The 24,167-nt window shown below is 54.3% G+C and carries 19 protein-coding genes and 1 pseudogene; 17 read left to right on the top strand and 3 right to left on the bottom strand.

What is annotated here, in order from left to right; genetic code table 11:
- Positions 1-918 precede the first annotated feature (918 nt).
- Complete coding sequence (locus GSQ93_RS33125) at positions 919-2,709, bottom strand: methyl-accepting chemotaxis protein (RefSeq protein WP_158940155.1); 1,791 nt, start codon at positions 2,707-2,709, stop codon at positions 919-921.
- A gap of 479 nt (positions 2,710-3,188) precedes the next feature.
- Entirely contained in the window at positions 3,189-4,280 is a 1,092-nt protein-coding gene (locus GSQ93_RS33120; protein WP_158940173.1) for a porin, read from the bottom strand.
- Between the two features lie 255 nt (positions 4,281-4,535).
- Between GSQ93_RS33120 and GSQ93_RS33115 the strand changes: the two genes are divergently transcribed.
- From GSQ93_RS33115 to GSQ93_RS33035, 17 genes are all read left to right on the top strand, one after another.
- Entirely contained in the window at positions 4,536-5,123 is a 588-nt protein-coding gene (locus tag GSQ93_RS33115; protein ID WP_158940154.1) for a TetR/AcrR family transcriptional regulator, read from the top strand.
- 67 nt (positions 5,124-5,190) lie between these two features.
- Complete coding sequence (locus tag GSQ93_RS33110) at positions 5,191-5,646, top strand: MaoC/PaaZ C-terminal domain-containing protein (RefSeq protein ID WP_158940153.1); 456 nt, start codon at positions 5,191-5,193, stop codon at positions 5,644-5,646.
- A complete protein-coding gene (locus GSQ93_RS33105) occupies positions 5,646-6,416 on the top strand; it encodes an enoyl-CoA hydratase/isomerase family protein (RefSeq protein ID WP_158940152.1) in 771 nt (256 codons plus the stop codon). The genes GSQ93_RS33110 and GSQ93_RS33105 overlap by 1 nt, the downstream gene beginning before the upstream one ends.
- Before the next feature lie 2 nt (positions 6,417-6,418).
- A complete protein-coding gene (locus GSQ93_RS33100) occupies positions 6,419-6,790 on the top strand; it encodes a Zn-ribbon domain-containing OB-fold protein (protein ID WP_158940151.1) in 372 nt (123 codons plus the stop codon).
- A complete protein-coding gene (locus GSQ93_RS33095) occupies positions 6,790-7,944 on the top strand; it encodes an acetyl-CoA acetyltransferase (RefSeq protein ID WP_158940150.1) in 1,155 nt (384 codons plus the stop codon). The genes GSQ93_RS33100 and GSQ93_RS33095 overlap by 1 nt, the downstream gene beginning before the upstream one ends.
- A 23-nt stretch (positions 7,945-7,967) precedes the next feature.
- Positions 7,968-9,323 carry a phenylacetate--CoA ligase family protein gene (locus tag GSQ93_RS33090; RefSeq protein ID WP_158940149.1) on the top strand — a complete coding sequence of 452 codons (1,356 nt, stop codon included), beginning with the start codon at positions 7,968-7,970 and terminating at the stop codon, positions 9,321-9,323.
- Positions 9,320-10,522 (top strand): CaiB/BaiF CoA-transferase family protein, encoded by a 1,203-nt coding sequence (locus GSQ93_RS33085; protein WP_158940148.1) that lies wholly within the window; start codon positions 9,320-9,322, stop codon positions 10,520-10,522. The genes GSQ93_RS33090 and GSQ93_RS33085 overlap by 4 nt, the downstream gene beginning before the upstream one ends.
- Complete coding sequence (locus tag GSQ93_RS33080; RefSeq protein ID WP_301952106.1) at positions 10,509-11,447, top strand: CaiB/BaiF CoA-transferase family protein; 939 nt, start codon at positions 10,509-10,511, stop codon at positions 11,445-11,447. Before GSQ93_RS33085 ends, GSQ93_RS33080 begins: the two co-directional genes overlap by 14 nt.
- An 85-nt stretch (positions 11,448-11,532) precedes the next feature.
- Positions 11,533-12,618, top strand: coding sequence for a hypothetical protein (locus GSQ93_RS33075; protein ID WP_174254709.1), 1,086 nt, complete (start codon positions 11,533-11,535; stop codon positions 12,616-12,618).
- A gap of 237 nt (positions 12,619-12,855) precedes the next feature.
- The gene (locus GSQ93_RS33070; RefSeq protein WP_158940147.1) at positions 12,856-13,917 is read left to right on the top strand and encodes a 2Fe-2S iron-sulfur cluster binding domain-containing protein; all 1,062 of its coding nucleotides are present in this window, start codon (positions 12,856-12,858) and stop codon (positions 13,915-13,917) included.
- A gap of 165 nt (positions 13,918-14,082) precedes the next feature.
- Complete coding sequence (locus GSQ93_RS33065; RefSeq protein ID WP_158940146.1) at positions 14,083-17,580, top strand: indolepyruvate ferredoxin oxidoreductase family protein; 3,498 nt, start codon at positions 14,083-14,085, stop codon at positions 17,578-17,580.
- A gap of 60 nt (positions 17,581-17,640) precedes the next feature.
- Entirely contained in the window at positions 17,641-18,747 is a 1,107-nt protein-coding gene (locus GSQ93_RS33060) for a branched-chain amino acid ABC transporter substrate-binding protein (protein WP_254074194.1), read from the top strand.
- Between the two features lie 14 nt (positions 18,748-18,761).
- Positions 18,762-19,115, top strand: a complete 354-nt coding sequence (locus tag GSQ93_RS33055; RefSeq protein ID WP_158940144.1) for a YciI family protein — start codon at positions 18,762-18,764, stop codon at positions 19,113-19,115.
- Positions 19,116-19,252: 137 nt separating this feature from the next.
- A complete protein-coding gene (hisC, locus tag GSQ93_RS33050; RefSeq protein ID WP_158940143.1) occupies positions 19,253-20,389 on the top strand; it encodes a histidinol-phosphate transaminase in 1,137 nt (378 codons plus the stop codon).
- A gap of 179 nt (positions 20,390-20,568) precedes the next feature.
- Positions 20,569-21,666 carry a branched-chain amino acid aminotransferase gene (locus GSQ93_RS33045; protein ID WP_158940142.1) on the top strand — a complete coding sequence of 366 codons (1,098 nt, stop codon included), beginning with the start codon at positions 20,569-20,571 and terminating at the stop codon, positions 21,664-21,666.
- An 82-nt stretch (positions 21,667-21,748) separates the two neighbouring features.
- A complete protein-coding gene (locus GSQ93_RS33040) occupies positions 21,749-22,939 on the top strand; it encodes an amino acid aminotransferase (RefSeq protein ID WP_158940141.1) in 1,191 nt (396 codons plus the stop codon).
- 363 nt (positions 22,940-23,302) lie between these two features.
- Positions 23,303-23,695 carry a hypothetical protein gene (locus GSQ93_RS33035; protein ID WP_158940140.1) on the top strand — a complete coding sequence of 131 codons (393 nt, stop codon included), beginning with the start codon at positions 23,303-23,305 and terminating at the stop codon, positions 23,693-23,695.
- Here the strand turns inward: GSQ93_RS33035 and GSQ93_RS33030 are convergent.
- Positions 23,677-24,167, bottom strand: a pseudogene (locus GSQ93_RS33030) (IS4 family transposase); the annotation flags it as partial. The gene GSQ93_RS33035 and the pseudogene GSQ93_RS33030 sit on opposite strands and share 19 nt — an antisense overlap.

The following is a 24,167-nucleotide window of genomic DNA, read 5'->3' as shown; positions in this document are numbered from 1 at the left end:
CAACCAATTTGCAATCGTTGTCTACCCCAACGGGTACGAATAAGCGAATGGTTAAAACGACCCGAACGCGGCTGTAAGCAAGGCACTTACGACTGCATTAGCCAATTAATACGCGTACGTTGATACGACCCCCGTGGGTTGCGTTTGCGTCGACTGGAGGAAAGATTTTCGAGCGGGCAGTTCAGTTGAACATCCTCTGGTGCGCAGCGTGCTGTAAAGCTGTCCTTAAGCTTTGTATGGTCTCCGGACTGGGGCAAAAGATTGACAAGACTTGTTGGAATGAATGAGGCCTACATTAAGGTTCAGCATAATGTATGTACCTGCATGAAGCCGTTGATAAGGAGGCGACACGATGACACTATGTCCAGCGCCAGGCATTAATGCCGCCCCCCGGCGCTGTTTCAAAAATGCGGTTTCTGCAAATGGCATGTCGGAGACGACGAATGACAAAAACCGGCAAATCAGCATGTCTGAATGCCCTCGACGCCGATTGGACCATGACGGTCGAAAGTTCGATAAATCGAAGTTTGTGCACACATGGCAGAGCGCAACGATCGAATGATCAACGACATGATGTGATCAATTTCAGGATCAAAGAGCGTTCGTTACGCTTGCCTTCGTGTAGAGCGTATCGAGCTTATGTAATTTGATAGCCAGAAGGCAGACAATGAGAGAACTTGCTCGGAGCCGATCAGTCGCCGAGCAGTTATGCCATCTGAAGAAACAAACGTCCCTAAGAGATTTAACTGGACCGGGTCATGATTTCACTATTGCGGCTACACCTCTGCTCGCCAATCGAGGTCTTCACCACGAACTTTCTCTCAGTAAGTCAAATCTGAGGCTTCAATCTGTAAGGCCTCTATTGCGCTTCTCTTTGAAGCTGTCCGACCAAACACCAAGTACCTCAAACTCTCTCCCTTAATCGATCTTAAATTGCCCCACCGTTCGAGTCAGTTCATTCGCCTGAGTCTGAAGAGTCGATGCCGCAGCAGCAGACTCTTCCACCAGCGCCGCATTCTGCTGAACCATTTCATCGAGCTGAGCGATGGCGCGATTCACTTCCTGGATACCTCGCGTCTGCTCGTCGGCGGCGCCTGAAATCTCGCTCATGATCGTCGTTACGCTATTCACCGATCCTACAATCTCTCGCATCGTGTTGCCGGCAAGGTGCACCTTGGTGGACCCGGAAGCAACGCTTTCCGCCGTCGCTTCGATTAACGCTTTGATCTCCTGGGCCGCCAGCGCGCAGCGTTGCGCGAGGCTGCGAACTTCGCTTGCCACTACCGCGAAACCGCGTCCCTGTTCGCCTGCCCGTGCTGCCTCCACAGCCGCGTTTAAGGCAAGAATATTGGTCTGGAATGCGATGCCGTCAATGACGCTGATGATGTTTCCAATCTTGGCCGACGCAGCTTCGATCGCCTCCATCGTGTCGATGACCTCGGTCACGACCTGGCCCCCGCGAGCAGCAACTTCGGCCGCCAATGCTGATTGACCGTTTGCCTGCTTTGCAGCGCTCGCCGACAAGGTGATTGTAGAGGTGATTTCCTCGATCGCCGCTGCTGTCTGCTCCAGGCTGGCCGCCGCGGCTTCCGTGCGCCCCGACAAGTCAACGTTGCCCGTCGCGATTTCGTTTGCGGCGAGGCGAACCGACTCACTGTTTGTGCGGACCTGCTTCATGACGATCGAAAGTTTGTCGACGAATTGATTGAACGCATGTGAGATCTGCGCCACTTCGTCCTGACCGGCGTTCGGCAGGCGCTGCGTGAGATCGCCGGAGCCAGAGCCGATCTCCGTCATCGCGTCACGTATGGCGGAAAGCCTTTTCAGTGACATCGTCGTCACTGCGCCCATCACGGCCGCCGCCACAAGTACGATCACGACCAGCGAAATGAGCGCGCTTATTACCTGAGAACGCATGCCGGCGGTGGCTTCGGCTTCGTCCAGTGCCACAACAGCCTGCCAGTCCGTGCCCGCGATCGGCATTGCTTTGAGCAGCTTGCTGACGCCGTCGATCTTGACGCGTAAGGGCTCGCGAGCTAGGGTCAGTGTGCCCATCGTCAGGTCGGGATTCAACTCTGTTATGACCTTGCCAATAAACTTCGCATCGGGGTACGCAATGATGGTTCCCCGCCCGCTAATTAGAATGCCGAAGCTGTGCGGCGTCGGCTGGATCGAATTTACATTCGCGCTGACGGTCTCCATACTGACGTTGCCGCCAAGCACCTCCCTAACACCAGCGGGACCATCAACAGGAGTGGCGAACGCCACTGCCAGCTTGCCATCCGTCACGCCGATAATTGGCTCCGTAACGATCAGCTTCCCCGCTGCCATCGCCTCTTTGTACCAAGGGCGTACAGTCGGATCGAAGTCGGAGGGAATTCCTTGCGGGTCGGAAAAAAGCGATGTCTTGTCGGCTCGGCCGATGAACACGTTTTTAAATCTTCCGGCGTGCCCAATGTTGAGAAGTGCAGGAAGGGGATTGGTCGTTCCAGCTGCTTGTTTCAGCGAATTGATCATCTGCGCGCGCGTGGCCACCCAGTCGTTGATGCCCGCGACGTGACCAGCGGCGGTAGACTCAAGATTGGCCGAAATGGAATCGTCTATGTACGATTTTGCGACGGTGTAGTTAAGGGCAGCATTGGCGACTAACGCCGAGACGACAATGACGAAGCTGGCGGCAAGAATCCGTGCACGAATCGATGCAAACATGAAAGTGGACCGTTAAGAGGGAGTGGTTTTTAAACGGCGTGCCATGCGGTTTCTGGAAGGAAATCACGCTGAGATGAGTAAAAATGCGACTGGCATTACGTGTAACGTTCCGGCATGCCGTAGGGCAATCTGCTCGAGTTCATAAGGTCAAACGGTTCGCACCGTGCGCTTAAAATATATTTCGCTTCAATTACGATGCACGGCCTGGGAGACAGAGAATACGAACTGCCAAAATAGACATGCATTCGACGACAGGGCGGTCGTACTGTTGCTGCCGCCGGGAAGCGAGACGTTGGAGACATTGCACGTTGGGAATGGCGTACGAGTGGCGCGAAACAGAGGCACATGCTGCCCAAAAGGGCGCAGAGCATGTGTGCGAATTATCAACTGACGACTCAAAATGGCCTTCATGTCCATTTCGGTGCTCGCCCGACAAAGTCGGCCACCGTTAGCGGCCGACTTCTGGACATCCCATGCGGTTAGAACAGATTGCGCATACCAATGGCAATTCCAGTCTGGTTGTTGCGGCCGGGGTAGTCGGCTAAGAACGCGCCGTTCCCTCGGGTAAAGTCGACCGTGCCATATATTTCGGTGCGTTTTGAAAGCGAGTACTCTGCAAGGATCGTAGCTGAGTAGTTGACTCCAGTGCCAAGGCCGCCGCCGAGCGTGGCTGCATTGCGGGCATGGTCATAATAGAGCGCCCCCGTCAACGCAAGCGGTGGGGTGGCCTGCCATGTGGAACCGACGTAGAAGCTATCGTCGATTCGGTTCGGGCTAACTTGAGGTAGCAACGGTGTACCGACCTGCTGCATGTCCACATCTGCAAGGCCGGTGTTGTCTTGCGAATGGAGCCACCCTGTTAGGAGCTTCACGGCTGGAGTAACGGAGTAGACAGCGCTCACATTGACTATGTTGAACTTCTTACTCGAGACGTCGTTTTGCTGAAACCCAACGTCAGCCGATAGCGGTCCCAGCGTGTACGAGGCAGTGAGGCCATACATGCTATTTTCGCCAACGCTTCCTGGCACACCGCCAAAACCATACATCCCCTCGACCTGCAGCCCGCCGAACTTTCCACTGTATTTGACCGAGCTGTTCGTGAAAAGAAACGGGCCGACCGGGTTATACACGTAGCTGTCTTGCCAGAAGTCGCCAATGGTCATTGGGTCATAGACGCTACCCATCATCTCGAAGAACGGCGAGGTTTGGCGACCGAAGGTAAGCGTTCCATACTGCTGACTTGACAGTCCAACGTACGCCGCACGCTGGAACAGTTGGTTGTTGCTATTGTCGAGCTTGCCCGACCACAACTGGAACTGGTTTTCGAGTTTGAAAACCGCCGACAGACCACCCCCTAGATCTTCGGTACCTCTCAAACCGAAGCGACTTGGTGATTCAACGCCTTCGCCCATCGCGACCTGAGCGTCGTTTTTTGAGTTTGCATTCGTGAGGTAACGGATCGTCGTATCGACGAGTCCATACAGTGTGACTGAGCTCTGAGCAAATACGTTAGGAGCGAACAGTACCAGTGCTGCCGCGCCGGTATATGTCATTAGATGAAACTTCTTCATTTTCACAGCGTTCTCCAGGTCGTCGTTATGAGCATAAGTTGGTGTGGCACCGCGCAAGCGGCGTCCACATCAACCCGATGCGGTCGCAGTATAAATTAACCGTCCGGACGGAAAAATATAAAAATGTGCACCTCGGGTTTTTACTCATGGCAGATGGGGACCTGCATCTGACGATAGGGCGCAGGGCGCCGAGAATGGCCCGGGCTATGCTGTTTCAGCTAAAATACAGTGCTCACTTACAAGGAAGTATCCAATATGGCACGGACGCGCGCGGAAAACTTCGACGATATTAAGTCCGATATCCTGACCTCGGCGGCAACCCTTTTTGCCCAAAAAGGCTTCCGGAACACGAATATCATCGATATTGGAATTGCATGCAACGCGTCGAAGTCGAGGATGTATCACTATTTTGCCTCGAAGGAACTGATACTGGAGGCGATGCTGCTAGAGCACGTCAATGGACTGCTTTCTACTGCGCGCAGCATCACCGAGTCTAAATCAGTGCCGGAAGATAAATTTCGTCGGTTTCTGCTTGCCCACTTGCGGTACTACTATGCGCAGAGTGACACACATAAAGTTTTGCTGGCCGACTCCGAGTACCTTCCCCCAGCAGCGCATGCGGAGGTGCGTCGCGCCGAGCATCGGTTGATGGAGCATCTGGCGGCAGTGCTCAAAGAACTCAATCCGTTGAAATTTTCCTCAAAAGGTGAAGCATCCGCGCATGCGATGCTGATCTACGGGATGCTGAATTGGACCTATACGTGGTACCAACCGTCAGGCAAGCTTGGGATTGACTCGCTCGCGCGTAAGGCTGCTGACATGTGCCTCCAGGGTCTCATTTAAAATTTCTAAATTAATTGACCGTCCGGACGGGTAATGCATATACTTGTACCCAAGGAGGATGCGACGCATGAATTTTCTGGGAAAGTATTACGACGAGATAGAAGTTGGCGAACGGCATGTCACGCGTGGGCGCACAGTAACTGAAACGGACATCGTGCAATGGTGCGCGCTGACCGGGGATTGGTACGTATTGCATACGAATGCGCACTATGCGGCTCAGTCACGCTTCGGCCAGCGCATCGCACCGGGTCTGTTAGTGCACGCAATTGCCGCAGGCCTTGGCGTGCCGGCGGATGCGCCGGCGATTGTTGCCAACTACGGTACAGACGCACTGCGGTTCACGGCCCCCACCTTCATTGGCGATACCGTGCGGCTGAAAAGCGAAGTGCTCGCCAAGACCGACAAACGTAGCGGTCAGGACGGAGTCGTCAAGATCGGCTGGAACGTCTACAACCAGAATGACACGCTGGTTCTTGCGAGTGATCTGCAAATCCTGATGAACTGCCGGGGGAGGCCCAATTAATGGAATCTCAAACGATCCGTTGCATAGTCGAAGCCGGCTTGGCGACAATAACGCTTAATAAACCCGAGACCAAGAACAGCCTTTCGGTTGACGAGATGGAAGCGCTCGCCGTTGCCGTTCAGCGCGCATCCGGGGCGGGGGCGCGGTGTATCCTTATTTATGGGACGGGCGGCGCATTTTGCGCTGGACGTGATCTGAAGGACACCAACCCGGAAACGGACAATACGTACGATATTCTGTCAAAACGTATTAATCCGGCCTTGGAAACGATTCGTCGTTGCAAGGTGCCGACCGTCGCCGCAGTGGCAGGTCCCGCGCTGGGCTTTGGATTTGGCCTCGCGCTCGCGTGCGACATCACTCTTGCAGCAGACAACGCATTGTTCGGTAGTCCTTTTCGCAAAATCGGCCTGCTACCTGACTCTGGCGGTCACTATTATCTGCGCGAGCGCCTTGGAAGACACCGCGCCGCAGAACTAATTTTGACTGGGCGTTTGATCAGCGGTCGTGATGCTGCTGCCATCGGACTGATCAACCGCAGCTATGGGGCTTGCGATCTAGACGGCGCAGCGTTGAACTTAGCCGCAGATATTGTAAAGGGGCCAACGGGTGCTTTCCGAGCCAGCAAGCAGATTCTTGATTGTCCCGGTTCGTACGGTGACATGGCTGAGCTTGAGGCAGTCTTGCAGCACGAAGCGATGGACGAGCACGATGGACGGGAAGGTATCAAGGCATTCCAAGAAAAGCGGTCTCCCACTTTCATCGGGAAATGAGCATGGACACGGCTACCCCTGAATCGGCACGGACGACCCATCTTACAGGCCTGCGCAACGCTCAACTGCTGTATCAGTACGACACCAACGCAGGGATGGCTGTTTTTTATCCACGCGAGGTCGGACCATCAGGAATACCCGGTGCGCTGGAGTGGCGATGTAGTAGCGGCCGCGGAGTAGTTTATTCGACGACCGAGGTCTGCCCGAAGGGCAAGCCTCCCTACAATATCGCGCTGGTCGAAATGGAGGAAGGCTTCCGTATGATGTCTACGGTAGTCCTCGATACGCTGGCCGATATGGCGATAGGCATGCGGGTGCAAGCGGCTTTCGAAGATATCGCGGGCACGCCTCGCGTCGTTTTTAGGTTAGCGTGATGCACGATTCGCTTCGCGGTTCGACTGCTATCGTCGGTGTCGGCATCAGTGGCTTCCCGGCGCTTCCAGCTGAGAGTTCCCCGCTTGATGCCATGGCTCTCGCCGTGGCCGACGCACTTGCTGATGCTGGCATGTCTCTGGCCGACGTTGACGGCGTATTTGCTGCAGGTCTGCAGTTGTTCATGCCGACATTGAGTCTTTGTGAATACTTAAATCTAAGTCCACGTTATACAGACTCGACTCAGGTAGGCGGCGGGTCGTTTGTTGCGCATCTGAATCATGCTCAGGCGGCAATTGCGGCTGGGCTATGTGAAGTCGCGTTGATTGCTTACGGCAGTACGCAACGGTCAGCCGGCGCGCAGTTTGTCACCCACGCTGAAGTGAACCCTTACGAATCGCCCTATAGATATCCAGGGCCGGTCGCAGGATATGCAATGATCGCCGCGCGACACATGCATGAATTTGGTACGACGCGCGAAGAGCTTGCCGGCGTCGCCGTTGCGGCGCGCAAATGGGCGGTTCTTAATCCCCTCGCGTTGGACAAATCCCCTCTCACCGTTGAGGACGTCGTTTCTGCTCGGATGGTCTCAAGCCCGCTGACCGTCCGAGACTGTTGCCTGGTGACCGATGGAGGAGGCGCCGTCATCGTGACGTCTGCAGCGCGGGCGCGCACTCTGCGGCAAGCTCCCGTGTACGTGCTCGGCGTTGGCGAAGTGGTTTCGCATCGAAGCATCGCCCAGATGGCGAGCCTTGCTACCACCAGCGCATCAGAATCGGCAGCGCGGGCTTTTGCACAGGCCAAGCTCACGCCAGCGGAGGTAGATGTCGCGCAGTTATACGACGCTTTCACAATTATGCCGATCGTGTTTGCCGAAGACGTTGGTTTTTGCAATAAAGGCGAGGGCGGAGCATTTCTAGGCGACGGGCGTAGTGAACCTGGTGGAGACTTCCCAATGAATACCAATGGCGGAGGCCTTTCGTTCGGGCATCCGGGGATGTTTGGTATCTACACCATCATCGAGTCTGTACTTCAGTTGCGCGGTGCATGCGGCCCACGACAGGTTAAAGGTGCGCAAGTTGCGCTGGCGCACGCGCCCGGTGGCTATATGTCTAGCCACTCCACGGCAATCTTCGGTACGGGTGACACCCTATAGCGTTCAATAAGAAGGAGACAGATATGGAGACGATAGCGGTACGAAGTCGCGGGGGTGATTATGCCACTCGGGAGGATGTGCTCGCGGTGCAGAATGCCAAGCTCGCTGGTCTTGGTAAGCGGCTCGCTGCTTCGGGAGCCTGGCGTGAGCATTTTAGCCGCGCTGGGCTTCGCCCAGACGATCTCGCGGATCGCCAGGCGCTTGCGGTCCTGCCGACGCTTGAAAAAGCGGATGTTCACTCGCGCTATCCCTTTCCCTTTTTGACTGTTCCTGTTGCCGAGATCGTGCGCTTTTGCGCCACTTCCGGCACTACGGGACTTCCGGTGCTCTTCGGCTTCACGCGCCACGATTGGCAAAGTACGATGTGCGATCAGTTAAGCCGGGTTTTTAGGACAGCAGGCATTGTGCCGGGGGATCGGGTCTATCAAGGCTATGGCTATGGACTGTGGATCGGTGGATCATCTATGGACGAAGCGTTACGCGCCTATGGCGCGGTTAATTTCCCAATTGGGCCCGGTCGTGGCGAATTAGTGGTGCAGTGGATGCGCGACCATGCGTACACCGCGACCACAATGTCGCCGCTTTGGCTGATGACGCTCATATCGCTCGCCCGCAAAGCCGGTATTGATCCAGGGCGCGACTGGAAAATGCGCGTCGGATTGTTTGGTGGTCAGTCCGTGTCGGCAACATTCCGCAGTGAATTGGAGGCGGCAATGCCGTCCGGGTTTATTGCTCACAACATCTACGGGTCGACGGAAGCCGGTGGCCCTATCCTCGGAGTGTCCTGCGAGCATTCGCATGCGAATGATGAAATGCATCTGATCAATGATGACTCGGTGCTCACAGAGGTACTTCATCCAGAAACTCTTCTTCCCGTTGGCCCCGGGGAAATCGGGGAGATAGTGATTACGACGCTAGACAAGGAGGCGTCTCCGGTTGTGCGATGGCGCACTAGGGATCTAGTGAGGCTTGCGGAGCATCCGTTCGAGTGTCCATGCGGGCGAAGCGGTTTCCCGTTAATCGGACGGATCATTGGTCGTTCCGATGACATGCTGAAAATCCGTGGCGTTATGGTTTATCCGTCACAGATTGAGGACGTTATCGCCCAGGTGGGGGGTACGGTCAAGGAGGCGTGGCAAATTTATCTCGAACAGACGGCCGGGCGGCTCGATTCGCTTGAAATTGCGATCGAGCGTTCACAGCATTGCTTGAGCACCGACGACGCACTGGTGCGGGAGGTCGAGGCGGGATTGAAGGCGCGCCTCGGATTGTCGTGTCGGGTTACCTGTCACAGTGAGGGAGTGTTGCCTCGCTACGAATCGAAAGCAACGCGGGTCATCGTGCGTGCGTCCGCTGATCATGGGAGGAAGGCTCAATGACATCGCTGCTGGGAGTCAAGGTGATTGACCTTTCGCGCGTACTGGGAGGGCCATTCTGTACGCAACTGTTGGCCGATCATGGTGCGACGGTCATCAAAGTCGAGCCGCCGCAGGGCGACGAAACGCGTGGCTGGGGTCCTCCGTTTGAGGGTCCCACGGCTTCATATTTTCTCGGCGTCAATCGCAATAAGCTCGGAATGGCACTCAACCTTGGGCAGCCCAACGCTAGAGAAATCTTGCTCGATCTCCTGGCGCAAGCGGACGTGCTTGTGGAGAATTTTAAGCCAGGAACGATGGAAAAATGGGGGCTTGGGTTCGAAGTACTAAAGGAAAAGTTCCCGGCGCTCATCCATTGCCGTGTTTCCGGATTCGGCGCAACCGGCCCGCTAGGCGGCCTACCGGGTTATGACGCGGTGGCGCAGGCAATGTCTGGCCTAATGTCTGTTAACGGCGAAGCGGGCGCCGGACCTCTCAGGATGGGCGTGCCTGTTATTGATATCGTCACCGGCATGAATGCCGCGATCGCCATACTGCTTGCTTTGTACGAACGAAATCACTCTGGTTGTGGTCAGTTTGTCGAAGCTACGTTATACGACTCAGGAATATCGTTGATGCACCCGCATTTGCCGAACTACTTTCTTTCTGGGAAGTCGTCGGGACGCACTGGCAATGCCCACCCCAATATATGTCCATATGATCTTTTCCCTACCGCAGGAGATTCAATATTTCTCGCAATTGGGAATGACAACCAGTTTGTGAAGTTCGCAAACATGCTCGGTGCCGCTTGGCTGTCTGAAGATCAACGGTTTCTAACAAATTCTCGCCGTCTCGAGCACCGGGGTGAGCTGCGCCACGAAATTGAGTCTTTACTGTCGGACCAGGACGGCGAGTCCCTCGCGCAGTCATTGATGAACGCGGGAGTGCCTTGCGGTGCAGTAGCTGACACTAAAAAGGTAGCAAACCATCCGCACACTGACCATCGAAAAATGATTGTCGATATCGGTGATTACAAAGGCACGGGATCACCAGTCAAGCTGTCCCGGACGGCTGCGACATATACCAAACCGCCGCCCAAATTCGCTGAGCATGCCCGCGAAATTCTTCAGGGTTTAGGGTGCGAGGAGGAAAAGATCGCGCAATTGATCGAAAGTGGTGCAGTACCGATGTCGATGAGCGGGGTCAATAGTGGCAACACATAGTTTGGCGGGCATACAGGTAGTCAACTTCGGTTTGAATTTGCCGGGCCCGATGCTGGCCGCTCGTCTCGCGGAGAGGGGCGCGGTGGTTTTGCATATTGAACCTCCTGATGGTGATCCCACCAGGAGGATGTTTTTGAGTGACACAGGTGAGCCACTTCTTCACCGCGAATTGCATCTGAGTTCGCAGATTAAGAGTCTAGATCTAAGGGATGAAGCGCAACGTTCGGAAGCGCTGTCGTTGTGCGCAACCGCAGATATAATCATCGACAGCTTCCTGCCCGGGACGCTATCGCGTTTAGGGATTGACGCTGAACGGCTGCGGCATCGAAACCCCCGGCTTATTTATTGTTCTATTGTCGGCTTTCGAACGCTAGGGACGCGGTCAGACTTGCCCGGGCATGACATTAACTTTCTCGCGGCAAGTGGAGTTGCTGCGTCGCTCGGCTTGACTCCTGATGGAACGCTACCGGTTTTTCTCGTCGGCGATATTGTCGGTGGCGTTCTTTGCTCGGAGATTGAGATACTAGCGGCCCTGATCGCTCGGACGTCTAACGGGCGTGGGGCGCACATTTCAATAAGTATCACGGAGGCACTCAGAGACTTGAATATAGTGTCCCGTTTGCGGGAAAAGGTGCCCAAAGACAACTCTGCAGCATTTATGTCGGGTACATATCCCTGTTACCGCCTTTACACTGCGGCGGATAACACGACGCTCGCGCTTGGTGCACTCGAGACGAAGTTTTGGCGACGCTTTTGTGACCTCATAGACAGATCGGATCTTGTTTCGTGTCAGTTCGCGACTCGCGAGGACTCAAGCAGTGCGCACGCGGCTGTTGAAACGGCTTTACTCGCGCATGATGCTTCCTACTGGGAGACCCGTTCCATGAGCGCGCCCTGTTGCCTAACCGCGATCCTCAAAAACTAAACAAATTAATTAACCGTCCGGACGGTTAATGTATATAATGTTTTCATGTGCGGTGATGTACCGCGCCCTCACACGGAGCCTATCAATGACCACAGTGAACACCGAAGAGCTGCTTCAGCAAACGTCCGCACCTCCGATCAGATTGAATGAAATGCCGGATCCAGAGAAACTCCTTTTCGATCGAACTGACGCGCCGGCCATCGATCCGAAGAATATTTTTCCTCTTGAATGGAACGTCGAGACGCCAAAGCTTTACGATATTTACGATTCCGCAAGGGATCCAGGATGGGCACCCAATACCTTGCCGTGGGATACGCTCGACGTAAACTCATATTCGCTGGATCAGCGATATGCGATGGCCTATTGGTGGTCTTTGTTGTCAGTATTCGACGGATCGGGGCCGACAGTATTCGCTCGGGCTATGATCCACACCTACGAGAGTAAGCAGGAAGACCCGATCCGGAAATGTTTTTTCTCAGTAGTGCGCGACGAAATGAATCACGAAGAGGTCTGCGGCCGAGCAATCCGATTACTCACGCCGGGTGGACCGCTAGGCTATGAACCTGAAACAGCACTGGGAAAGCTTGCTCGGAACAATATTGAGTGGCTGTACTATAACGGTTCACGTTACTGGACAGGTTTTAACAAGGCTGTCGACAAGTATCCGTTGCCAATCCTGTTCACATCTTTCCTGTTTGGCGAGGTAGCTTCATCGACGCTGTTTCATGGGATGTATAAGAATACGACGATTCCCGTTTTCAAAGAGGCGTTTCTCAGAATTGGGCAGGACGAAGGACGGCATCTTGGCATTTGCTTGACCGTTCTGCAAAAGCTGCTTCCCCATCTTTCGGAAGAAGATAAAGAGATGATCACAATCCAGCTTCGTGCCGGGTTTGTGTTTTTGTCTGGAATCTTGCACGAACCACCAGCGCACTTCTGGGACCTACCGTCGACATTTATTCCGTCTCAGCGTCACCTTGACGAGGTCGCGCGGTCGGCAGGCCTTGGAGTGCTAACACTTGACGAGCGGGTGGAAAACTGGCGAACCGCAGTGCTGCGCATGAAGGCAAATCTCGACCCGTATGGCATTGAGTTTCCGGCACTCCCGGAGGTCGGCATTAGCGGCAAAGAGGTTGTGTACGATCCTGAAAAAGTGATTCCGATTTTCTAACGCACGCAGCAGTGTTTGATCCTGGAGCGTGCGGAAGGACGCTGGCAATCGGTAGAAAGCCCATCAACCGGATCAACTGCACCGGTCCGTGATCATTCACGTGGATATTAATTTTGCCGCTAACTGTGTGTCTAATATTTTTTAAGATAGCGTAATGAGTATTGCTGCGATGGTAACGTGGCGTATCCGACTGGCGTCGCTCTCTTTGACGCCGTTAGCGATTAGAGGACAAAAGGCATGGCAACTTGTGAAGTCACCGAGATCAGATCCGGAACCACGTTCTCGATTGACCAAAGCGAAATCATCCTTGACGGCGCGCTGGCAAAAGGGATATCACTTCCGCATCAATGCAGGGGCGCATCATGCGGTACCTGCAAGGCGCGGGTCATAGAAGGCGCGGTCGACCATGGATGGTCGCTTGGATTTGCTTTGAGCGAAGAGGAGCGCACACAGGGATATTGCCTGCTTTGTCAGTCGCGGGCGTTGACACCCACGCTGCGTCTTGAGACCGTGAGCCCTACTCCAACAGATAGGGAACAAGCAATCGAGGCTGACGCCGAAGTGCTAAGCGTGGTGAGCCTCACCCCGAAGGTAAAGAGGGTTGTGATGGCCCTGCCATCGGGCGCCCCGACCTCGTATCCAGCGGGCTGCTACGTGGAAGTCGCTATACCGGAAGTTCATCCAAATCGGATGTATAGCGTTGCATCTCCCTACAACCAATCAGATCGGATGCTGGAATTGTTTGTGGCGCGTCATCCTGGCGGAAGAGCTAGTGGATTTATTCACGACGAATTGAAAGCGGGCGACATCATTAAGATCCGCGGGCCTTTTGGGGAGTGTCGCCTTCCGGGCGGTGTAGGGCCGGTGATCGGGTTGGCAGGTGGGACGGGGCTGGCCCCGGTCCTCTCGATCTTCGAGGAGCACCTTAGTCGAGGCGGGGATGACCAAATGCTCCTGCTACTGTCCGTGCGAGAAGTCTGTGAAGTGTTTGGGCTAGAGCGGCTTGTACTGCTGGAGCGGTGGTACGAAAACTTTAGATACCAGGTTCTCGTAACTGACGAGCCAAGTCGCTACACTGAGGGCGCGATGTTGGCGCCGTCGTGGCTGCGATCAAATTACTCCTCCCTCGCTGGTTACCGCGCAGTTATAAGCGGTGCGCCTGGATTTGTCGAAGCATGCGTGCAGGAGTGTGTAACTTTAGGGGTCGGCAAAACTAATATTGCGACCGACAGTTTCGTTCCAATGATTCCTACACCGAGCGGAGGCTCTGCAACGTCGCCTGCTATGGTGGTCATCTAGTTGTACGAAATGGGATTGGGTTTGACCGAGTAAGGTAAAGATGCCCTCACAAGCGCAGTGTCCAAATGCGGACCGCAAAAGCGTGTTAAAACTGCGTCAAATAATTAACCGTCTAGAAAGACTATTATTTATATTGGAAGTTCGATGCGAAGCACGGAGGAGACAATGAGTAGCCAGGGACTTGATGTGCAGAACATCGATCGCGATTACCGACTCACAGACAATATGACCAAACGCGACGGTCGGGTCTTTGTGACCGGTACACAGGCTTTGGTGCGCCTATTGATTTCGCAGCAACTTTTTGATGACAGTCGGGGCCTTGAGACTGCCGGGTTTGTGAGCGGATACCGCGGGTCGCCCCTCGCAGGGGTCGACTTTGAACTGTGGCGCTCGAAAGTTCTCCTTGAAAAGCACAAGGTCAAGTTCTTGCCTGCACTCAATGAGGATTTGGCGGCAACCGCCGTGATGGGCACCCAGCGTGTTGAGAGTGATCACTCCCGTAAAGTTGAGGCGGTATTCGGGATGTGGTACGGGAAAGGCCCAGGAGTAGATCGAGCAGGAGATGCGTTGCGGCACGGCAACGCTGCTGGTGTGTCGCCGCATGGGGGCGTTCTAATGGTCGTCGGTGACGATCACGCAGCAACTTCCTCATCCATACCGAACGCGAGCGATTACTCGTTAGTGGGTTGGGGCATTCCAATCATCAACCCATCAAGTGTTGAAGAGTACGAACAATTTGGACTTTGGGGGTGGGAGTTATCGCGTCGCTCGGGATTGTGGGTGGCATTCAAAGCGATCTCGGAGACGGTAGAAAGTGCCCGTTCGATCGATGTGCAACCGTGGCCGGTTTTCGTTGATCCCGACACAAATGAGGGCACTGTTCAAAGTCTCCACTACCAGACAAGTGATTTCTTGACGGTGGCGATCGAACACCGTCTCGCAGCGCGCCTCGACGCGGCGTCTGCATTCGCGAAACTAAATAGCATCGACAAGCTGATCGCTCCGGCGCCCGAAGCCAATATCGGGATCATTACAGTTGGGAAGGCGCACCACGACGTAATGGAGGTACTGACGCACGTAGAGCAGGTGTGGGGCAAGGAAGCAGTTTCCGGGATCAGGATTTACAAACCTGGACTAACATTTCCGCTTGATCGGCAACGACTTCTTTCATTTACTTCTGGATTACGGCATATCTTAGTCGTTGAAGAAAAAGTCAGCGTTGTCGAGCAGCAGGTAAAGGATATTTTATTCAATTTGCCGCAGGAGGACCGGCCCAGCGTGGTCGGGCGCCGCGATGCGAATGGTTTGCTCATGATGCCATGGGTTGGTCAGTTGCGACCCGCGTTGATCGCCGGCGCATTGATCAACTGGCTCCGGGAGAAACTCGGCCATGACGGCGAGATAGAACTCGGGAAATACGCCAAGAACCCCGCTCTGTCGAACGCCGCCGACGGCGTGAAGCGCCTGCCATATTTCTGTTCCGGATGCCCCCATAGTTCTTCAACTAAGGTGCCTGAAGGCAGTCGTGCGCTCGCCGGCGTTGGATGCCATTATATGGCTTCATGGATGGACCGAGAGACCGCTGGCCTTACACAAATGGGCGGGGAAGGTGTCGATTGGCTTGGGACGGCACCCTTCACCAATGAACCTCACGTATTTCAAAACATGGGGGAAGGTACTTACTTCCATTCTGGCTATCTCGCCATCAGACAGTCTATCGCGGGTGGCGCGAACGTCACTTACAAAATACTGTTTAACGATGCCGTTGCAATGACGGGTGGGCAGCCGGTCGACGGACAGCTCTCGGTTCCCCAGATCGCCTACCAAATGGTTGCTGAGGGCGCGCGTCGCGTCGTCATCGTCACCGATTACCCGGAGAACTACGCTGCTGTAAAACTGCCTGCAGGTATTCCGATCCATCACCGCAACGAATTGGATGTCGTCCAGCGCGATTTGCGCACGATTTCTGGCACGACGATACTGATCTATGACCAGACTTGCGCCGCGGAAAAGCGTCGCCGTCGCAAGCGTGGCACCTATCCTGACCCTGCGCGCCGACTGATGATCAACCATGAGGTATGTGAAGGATGTGGAGACTGCGGGGTACAGTCGAATTGTCTGTCCGTTGTACCGCGTGAAACATCGTTTGGCCGTAAGCGCCAGATCGACCAGTCGTCCTGCAACAAAGACTACTCCTGTGTAGAGGGTTTTTGTCCGAGTTTCGTGTCGGTAAGAGGCGGCGAGCTCAAAAAGGGCACCAGTACCGTAGCATTTAACCAGCAAGCGCTTGAAGCGTTGCCGGCACCGTTGCTGCCGGCGCTTTCAGCGCCGTGGAATATTCTTGTTGCGGGCGTGGGCGGAACTGGCGTAATCACAGTCGGTGCGCTGATTGCAATGGCAGCACACCTTGAAGGCAAGGCTATTTCCCTTCTTGATTTTACTGCGTTGGCCCAGAAGGGCGGGTCTGTGCTCAGCCATGTGCGGATTGCCGGTCCGGGGAGCTCATTGCACCCAGTTCGAATCGAGTGGCAACAAGCTGATTTGCTGCTTGCCTGTGACGGCGTCGTCAGTATTTTGCCCGATGCGTTAGGCACGGTTGCGACCAATAAGACCACTGTTGTGTTGAATAGCCACGCTGCGCCGCTTGCTGAATTCACGCGTGACGCCGATGTAGCGGTGCCGATGAAGCAGATTGCCGAGAAGCTCACGGATGCTGCGGGGGGCGATCACGTCGAGATACTCGATGCTCATGCAGCGACGACGGCAATTCAGGGTGACAGTATCGGTAGCAATATTTTTCTACTTGGCTATTGCTGGCAGCGCGGGAAGATTCCGGTCTCACTGGATGCTTTGATGCGCGCGATTGAACTTAATGGGGTAGCGGTAGCGAAGAACATTGAGGCGTTTGGAGCAGGTCGTCTGGCGGCAGCTAACTCTGTAACTGGTACGGGTGTGAGCGCTGCTCCGCAAAAAACGATTGAGTTTCATGTACCAGAGCGGATCGAACAAGTCATCGCGCGCTGCCACAAACATCTAACTGAATATCAGTCCGAGCATTACGCCGATTCGTATTCAGACTATATTCAGCGGGTATTGAATCGAGAGCGAGAGCAATTTGCGACAAAACGGTCCACTCCGTTCACGCTCGCTGTAGCGGTTAATCTGCATCGGCTGATGAGTTACAAGGACGAGTATGAAGTAGCGCGATTGTTGACATCAACATCGTTTCAAAAAGAGCTGGGCGAAACATTTTCCGGGCAGGCTCAGGTCAGTTTTCACCTAGCGCCGCCGTTGCTTGCGCGAAAACACCCTTCTACTGGTTTGCCAATGAAAAGAGAATTCGGCCCGTGGATAAAACCTTTGTTACGCGTGGTGGCTAAAGGGCGCGTCCTGAGAGGCGGTCCGTTCGACGTTTTCGGCTTGACTGCTGAGCGTAAACTCGAGCGATCGTTGGTTGAAAAATACATAAATCTGGTCGATTTTGCCTTATTGAAAATGACCGAAAAAAATTTGGATGACTTACTACCGTTGATCCAAGCGGCTTCGATGATTCGTGGTTATGGTCACATCAAACATAGAAACGTTATGGCGTACTACACGAAAATAGAGCAATTAAAAGCTGTCCTGAACACACAGGAGCAACGGGTCGTTCAAGCTGCATAGATAGCGCTATCAATTTTGCTAAAAAAGGTAAAAGGGGAAACATAGATGGGCCAGAAAAACATGCGTTTTATCGCCACGGTCGCAGTTTTGTGTGTTATTAGTAGTCCTGCGTTTGCTGAGATCGTAAAGATCGGAATCGCGGGACCGCTTACTGGCCCGATTGCTCATCTGGGCAAAGATGCGGAATCCGGAGCGAAACTTGCCATAACAGAGGTAAATCAACGGCACATCGTCATCGGTGGATCACCGATTACTTTTGAGCTTGTATCGGAGGACGATCAGGGTGACCCAAAGACTGCGATCCAAGTAGCACAACGACTTGTGGATTCTGGTGTTAAGGGAGTAGTTGGTCACCTGAATTCAGGCCCAACGATCGTCGCGGCAAAGGTATATGCAGACGCCGGAGTGCCGCAAGTAGCGCCAGTTGCGACGAATCCAACGCTTACGACCCAAGGTTACAAGACTACATTTCGGCTGATGGCAACTGATAACCAGCAGGGCGGGACAATCGCTTCATTCGCTAGGCGACTTGGTGGTACAGGAGGCATCGCTCTGATTGACGATCGTTCTTCCTATGGCCAAGGTTTAATCGACGAGGTTGAAAAGGATCTGCGTGCGCAGGGTATCAAACCCGTTGCGCGCGAGTACACGTCTGACAAGGCCGTCGATTTTTCAGCAATTCTGACTTCGCTCAAGGCAGCGCGCCCTGCTGTAATTGTGTATGGCGGTGCTGACGCACAGGCGGGGCCTATGGTCAAGCGCATGACGGAGCTTGGAATCAAGGCAGCGTTTGTCGGGGGTGATGGCGTTTGCACGGGCGATTGGACCTCTCTTTCGGGTGGAGCAGACGAAGGGCAATATTGCACGCAGGCAGGCGCACCGCACGACCGAATGCCCCAATACAAGGCTTTCGAGGAGAGATTTGAGCGTAGCTTCGGCAAGGTGGTCGTTTTTGCTCCTTACTCGTACGACGCGACAATGCTCTTAGTCGACGCAATGCAACGAGCTAATTCTACCGACCCGAAAGCATACGCGCCTGTACTGGCTGCATCCCAATACAACGGGATTACCGGTCGGATCAGCTTTACGTCAAACGGCGACAATAAGAACGGGTCCGTGTCGGTGTACCAGATTAGAAAGGGCGCGCTTGTGCCTTTAACCAATTGATCGAGAAAGATCACATGCCCTACTTAATCACCTGCCGTTATGTGCCGGGTGGCGCCGAGCGCCGCCTAGACATGCGCGACGTACATATCGAATACATATTACGCCATAAAGTGCTGATTACACTTGCCGGTGCAATCGTTAATAGCGACGGGACCGCGAATGGGATGTTCCTGACGCTGGGTGTGGAAAGCGAAAGTGCAGCAGACGCTTTCGTTCGCGACGAGCCCTATAACCGAGCGGGTTTATTTGAAACAGTCAGCGTTGATCTACTCAAACAGTTCATACCGCACCCGAACGAAAACTTCCTCATCGAGGAGTTGGAGCGAGAAAAAATCCGTCTTAGAACGGTTAATGACCCGCTACGTTGAAGGACATGTAGGGAGCGAGGATAACGCATGCATACCTCAAGCCCTCAAGGAGGGCCCCTTGACGAGCGTCAGAATAGGGGAGGTCCAGACGTAAGCTCGCTGATGTGAGCTTGAATACGCTACAAAGGCATACAAAGATGGACATCATCAATAGCGCCGCTCCATACGTTCGGTCTAGCGTCGCGTACGTCGCAGGCTTGTCGGTATCGGAGGTGGCGCTGGAGCGTGGAATTCCCGAGGGCCACATTGTCAAGCTGGCGTCGAATGAAAATCCGTTAGGTACATCGGCGGCGGTGGGCGCAGCATTGCTTGGCCATTTAGGCGATTTGAATAGATATCCCGACGCAAGCGGCTTGCGGCTGAAGCGGGCAATCTCTGAACGCTATTCAGTACCCACGGATTGGATCACACTTGGTAACGGCAGCAACCATATTTTGGAACTCGCAACCCGAGCATTTGTCGAGCGAGGGCAGAGTACGGTGCATTCCGAATTCTCGTTTGCCACCTACGCGAAGTCCACACAAGCGGTCGGCGGACGCGGCATCGTAGTTGCGGCTCTCAACTACGGTCACGATCTCGAAGCGATGCGCCGCGCAATTGTGGGTGATACAAAGGTGGTTTTCCTCGCTAACCCTAATAATCCTACGGGAACCTTCATTGATGGCGCGGAACTCGAGTCGTTCATCAACGATGTTCCTCGGCGCGTTTTGGTTGTGTTGGATGAGGCCTACACCGAATATCTGTCAGAGAACAGGATATATGACTCGCTCTCTTGGCTAGTCAAATTTCCCCATTTGCTTGTATGTCGGACTTTTTCTAAGGCGTTCGGATTAGCTGCGCTTCGAGTCGGTTTCGGCTGTGCGCAGCCGGAGGTGACCGGCTTGTTAAATAAGGTTCGGCAGCCGTTCGCTTTAAGTGGAATGGCGCAAGCGGCGGCGATCGCGGCACTGCATGATGAGCAGTTTTTACGGGTGACCTTGACAACCAACGACGAAGGTCGGTGTCAACTGTATTCGGCGTTCGAGACACTTGGACTTGGGTATTTAAAGTCGGAAGGCAACTTTGTCCTCGTGCGTGTCGGCGATGCAATAACTTCTGGGGCGATCGTGCTTCGACGTCTACTGGAGCACGGCATCATTGTCCGTCCGGTCGAGGACTACGGTCTTCCTCAATGGCTGCGCGTTTCGGTCGGACTCCAGCGAGAAAACGGCGTTTTTCTTCAAGGACTTGCTTTGGCGCTCGATCGGGTAAAGGGCGAATGTGACAGTTCATAGGTGGATTAGCAGTTTCGTGGTGCAACACGGTCTGAAGATTAGTTTTTGGTTGGAAGATAGGCCAAGCGCCGACGCCGTTGTCTGGATAACTAGCATTGGTGTGTGCCGGCGATCCCAGCTCTGTTGATACTGTAATGTCGTGCGGGTGATTCCCGCTGCAAATGAAGGAGCAGACGTAAATGAGCATAGCAAGCGTGAAGTCTTTTCAGTTTGAACCCAATGCGAATCCGGTTGAAGCAAATCAACGCATTGAAATGCTCGAGAATCCCGGATTCGGTCGCGTGTTTACCGACCATATGGTCACAATCCAGTATTCGGACGCACGTGGTTGGTATGACGCGAAGATTTTGGCGCGCGGTCCGTTCAGCCTAGATCCGGCGACCCTGGTGTTTCACTATGCGCAAGAAATCTTTGAAGGGATGAAGGCTTACCGTTTGCCGGATGGCGGTGCTACCTTGTTTCGCTCTGACGCAAACGCGCGACGTTTTCGCAATTCTGCCGAGCGGCTTGCGATGCCGCCGTTGCCCGAGGGGCTGTTCGTCGAATCGGTTCGCCAACTGGTACGTGTTGACAAGGACTGGATCCCGTCGACAGAAGGGGCTGCGCTCTATCTCCGCCCTTTCATGATTGCGACCGAGGCGGTACTGGGGATGAAGCCATCGCCCGAATATCTTTATTGCGTAGTGGCGACGCCTGTCAGCGCTTACTTCAAGGGGGACGCGTCCGCATTGACACTCTGGGTATCTGAAGAATACACCCGGGCCGCACCTGGCGGGACCGGTGACGCGAAATGTGGCGGCAACTATGCAGCAAGTCTCGCTGCGCAGGCTGAAGCGATTCGCCAGGGCTGCGATCAGGCCATCTTCCTCGATGCCGTGGAACGGCGCTGGGTCGAAGAGCTTGGTGGCATGAATGTCTTCTTCGTCTTCGATGACGGTTCAATTCAGACGCCACCCTTGACCGGCACGATTCTTCCAGGGATCACGCGGGCTTCGTTGATAACGCTTGCGCGTCATCTTGGGATCACCGTGTTAGAGGAACCCTATTCGATCGACCAGTGGCAGTTAGATGCGAAGAGCGGACGCCTAGTAGAGGCATTCGCGTGTGGCACGGCAGCCGTTGTTGCGTCGATAGGCACGGTGAAAGCGCCCAACTATCACTTCAAGATCGCGGACGGAAACGGCGGGCCCGTAACTGAGCAGCTGAAGACGGCACTTCTTGATATTCAGAACGGCCGCGCTCCGGACCATTTTGGCTGGCTGGATCGTCTGCTGTGACTTACCGTTCAGACTGAAAATACACATTTGCGTGTACCACTACGATATCACTCGGCTCACACCAGGCTTTCAGGAGATAGAGATGTTCTCGCACGTTAAGCCGTACGCTGGCGATCCGATTTTAAGTTTGATAGAGAAGTATGCTGCGGATTCGCGATTTGACAAAGTCAATTTGGGCGCCGGAATCTATTATGACGACCAGGGAAAGATTCCAGTCCTTTCTTCAGTTCGAGACGCCGCCAAGCTCGTTTTCGATGGCAATCGTCCTGCATCCTATCTGCCTATGGAAGGCGACCCCGCGTATTGTCTACTCGTTGGAAGGTTGATCTTTGGCAAAGCTGCTGAATCAATGAAAGATTCGCTGGCTATTGTGCAAACTGTAGGAGGGAGCGGAGCACTTAAAGTGGGCGCAGATTTTCTGCGAAGCCATTTCCCGAGCAGCTCAGTGTACGTCTCCGATCCGACATGGGATAACCATGTGGGTATCTTCGAAGGCGCCGGATTTCCTGTTCGCAAATATAGGTACTACGACTCCGCGACAAAAGGTCTTGACCTGGATGGAATGCTCGCAGACCTGCGTAAGCTTAAGCCCAAGGACGTCGTGGTGCTTCACGCCTGTTGCCACAATCCGACGGGAGTCGACCTGGAGCCGGCGCAGTGGACATCTATTCTGGCGGTGATTGAAGAGCTGGACCTCATCCCATTCGTTGATATGGCCTATCAAGGCTTCGGAAGCAGCCTAGACGACGACGCGTATCTGGTTCGAGAGCTTTCTCGGCGGCGAAGGAATTTCCTTGTTAGTAGCTCGTTCTCGAAGAATTTTTCAATGTACGGAGAACGAAGCGGAGCGCTTGTCATCCATTCTGCGGACCCGTCAAACATCGGCAATGTACTTGGGCAGCTCAAGTTGACCGTGCGCCGAAACTACTCTTCTCCACCTGCGCACGGGATGTTGCTAGTGAGCACGATATTAGCCGACGGTTCGCTCCGGGAGAAATGGGTGCGAGAAGTCCAGAACATGCGAGATCGTATTCTAAAAATGCGGCTGCTGCTGCATGCGATATTACTTGAGCGTGCTACGAAGCACGACTTCGACCACATTATCAGGCAGCGCGGCATGTTTGCATACACGGGACTCGACGCGGGTCAGGTTGAAACGTTACGCAACGGCTACGGAATTTATGCGGTAGCGACTGGGCGTATTTGCATCGCGGGATTGAATGAAAAGAATGTTCGCTACGTAGCGGAGTCAATCTCAAGTGTCGTGGGTTGATTGGCGGGACGCGTTGAATTTAAAGACCGAAAAAATTGCGGGTGACGTCCCCTTGTAAGCTGATTAACGAGGGGATCGCGCCTATGGCAAAGCACGCGACAAGCGCGTTTTTTGCCAATTGGTTTCGCTTAGAAGTCTTTTGCTAGAGCTAGGGGCGGCGTCGTTGACCTCTAGCATTGGGATATTGCTAGCTCGTGTTCGGCGCCAAAATCAAACGCGCGCGATTGCCCGCGCACGAATAAAGAGAAATATAGGATGGCGAGGTGTGGAGGTGTCAATTTACCAACCAGTGATCAAATCGTCGGAATTTTCGGCGAGCGCACATTGATAGGCAACAAATTCCTATAAGGCGATGGTTCCTCTATGAAAGATGATCTCTTTTCCAAACACGAAGAAACGCTTGACAATGCACTGCAAGCGATCAAGACACGCGGCTATTGGACTGCTTTTAGCGAGATGCCCGACACCCGCGTGTACGGCGAAGCATCTGCCAAGGAAGGCGAAGCGGCGTTCAAGGCGCAACTTGATACTCGGTTCGTACTCGATCAACCAGGTTTTGGCTGGGTCGGGGAGGAGCGGTCGCCATTCGGGTTCCCGCTAAACATCGAATACCCGAAAGCCGAACCCGATGCATTGATTCTGGTGGCGCAGAAAGCACTGGGTCAGTATCGGAAAGCGGGTCCGAAAGCTTGGGTCGGTGTAAGTTTGGAAATCGTTGCCCGGTTAAATCCATCTCGTTATACAGAAGTGTCATAGCCGTCGCGCAAGATCTGGATGGTGATCACAGCATCCATGACTCGCTGCATGCCAATCCACAGGGTCTTCGCGCCTGGTTCGCCGTCGCTCTTGCGCCCGAGAAATCCGCCCAGTGAGCCGACCATTCGTATGATCTGGTTGAGCGTCGGCGGCTTTTTGGGACGCGCTTTCTTACAGAGCACATGGGCGCCGTGTATCTCGTCAGCCGCAAATAACAGCGACGCGTCCAACTCCGGACAGTTCTGCCCACACGCATGAGCCGCGCGATACGCCACGACACGACCATGTACAGCACGAGCGCCTTTTCCACCCGCTCCATCTGTGAGAGTTGCAGTGCCTCGACCCCGCAGGCGTTCTTCAGGACGTTGAAGAACATTTCTATTTCCCACCTCGCGCGGTACCAGTCAACGAGTTCGATGAGGGCATGCGCATCACCTGCTTCGCGGTTGGTCACAAGACGCCAGATAACGGG

The organism is Burkholderia sp. S171, assembly GCF_009766085.1.
Classification (GTDB): Bacteria; Pseudomonadota; Gammaproteobacteria; order Burkholderiales; family Burkholderiaceae; genus Caballeronia.
Note: the sequence above shows the minus strand (reverse complement) of the source record. Positions and strands in the feature narration are given on the sequence as shown.

Excerpts from the sequence above, each read along its gene's own strand:
- GSQ93_RS33125 (WP_158940155.1), bottom strand. The coding sequence starts at position 2,709 with ATGTTTGCATCGATTCGTGCACGGATTCTTGCCGCCAGCTTCGTCATT.
- GSQ93_RS33120 (WP_158940173.1), bottom strand. The coding sequence starts at position 4,280 with ATGAAGAAGTTTCATCTAATGACATATACCGGCGCGGCAGCACTGGTA.
- GSQ93_RS33115 (WP_158940154.1), top strand. The coding sequence starts at position 4,536 with ATGGCACGGACGCGCGCGGAAAACTTCGACGATATTAAGTCCGATATC.
- GSQ93_RS33110 (WP_158940153.1), top strand. The coding sequence starts at position 5,191 with ATGAATTTTCTGGGAAAGTATTACGACGAGATAGAAGTTGGCGAACGG.
- GSQ93_RS33105 (WP_158940152.1), top strand. The coding sequence starts at position 5,646 with ATGGAATCTCAAACGATCCGTTGCATAGTCGAAGCCGGCTTGGCGACA.
- GSQ93_RS33100 (WP_158940151.1), top strand. The coding sequence starts at position 6,419 with ATGGACACGGCTACCCCTGAATCGGCACGGACGACCCATCTTACAGGC.
- GSQ93_RS33095 (WP_158940150.1), top strand. The coding sequence starts at position 6,790 with ATGCACGATTCGCTTCGCGGTTCGACTGCTATCGTCGGTGTCGGCATC.
- GSQ93_RS33090 (WP_158940149.1), top strand. The coding sequence starts at position 7,968 with ATGGAGACGATAGCGGTACGAAGTCGCGGGGGTGATTATGCCACTCGG.
- GSQ93_RS33085 (WP_158940148.1), top strand. The coding sequence starts at position 9,320 with ATGACATCGCTGCTGGGAGTCAAGGTGATTGACCTTTCGCGCGTACTG.
- GSQ93_RS33075 (WP_174254709.1), top strand. The coding sequence starts at position 11,533 with ATGACCACAGTGAACACCGAAGAGCTGCTTCAGCAAACGTCCGCACCT.
- GSQ93_RS33070 (WP_158940147.1), top strand. The coding sequence starts at position 12,856 with ATGGCAACTTGTGAAGTCACCGAGATCAGATCCGGAACCACGTTCTCG.
- GSQ93_RS33065 (WP_158940146.1), top strand. The coding sequence starts at position 14,083 with ATGAGTAGCCAGGGACTTGATGTGCAGAACATCGATCGCGATTACCGA.
- GSQ93_RS33060 (WP_254074194.1), top strand. The coding sequence starts at position 17,641 with ATGCGTTTTATCGCCACGGTCGCAGTTTTGTGTGTTATTAGTAGTCCT.
- GSQ93_RS33055 (WP_158940144.1), top strand. The coding sequence starts at position 18,762 with ATGCCCTACTTAATCACCTGCCGTTATGTGCCGGGTGGCGCCGAGCGC.
- hisC (WP_158940143.1), top strand. The coding sequence starts at position 19,253 with ATGGACATCATCAATAGCGCCGCTCCATACGTTCGGTCTAGCGTCGCG.
- GSQ93_RS33045 (WP_158940142.1), top strand. The coding sequence starts at position 20,569 with ATGAGCATAGCAAGCGTGAAGTCTTTTCAGTTTGAACCCAATGCGAAT.
- GSQ93_RS33040 (WP_158940141.1), top strand. The coding sequence starts at position 21,749 with ATGTTCTCGCACGTTAAGCCGTACGCTGGCGATCCGATTTTAAGTTTG.
- GSQ93_RS33035 (WP_158940140.1), top strand. The coding sequence starts at position 23,303 with ATGAAAGATGATCTCTTTTCCAAACACGAAGAAACGCTTGACAATGCA.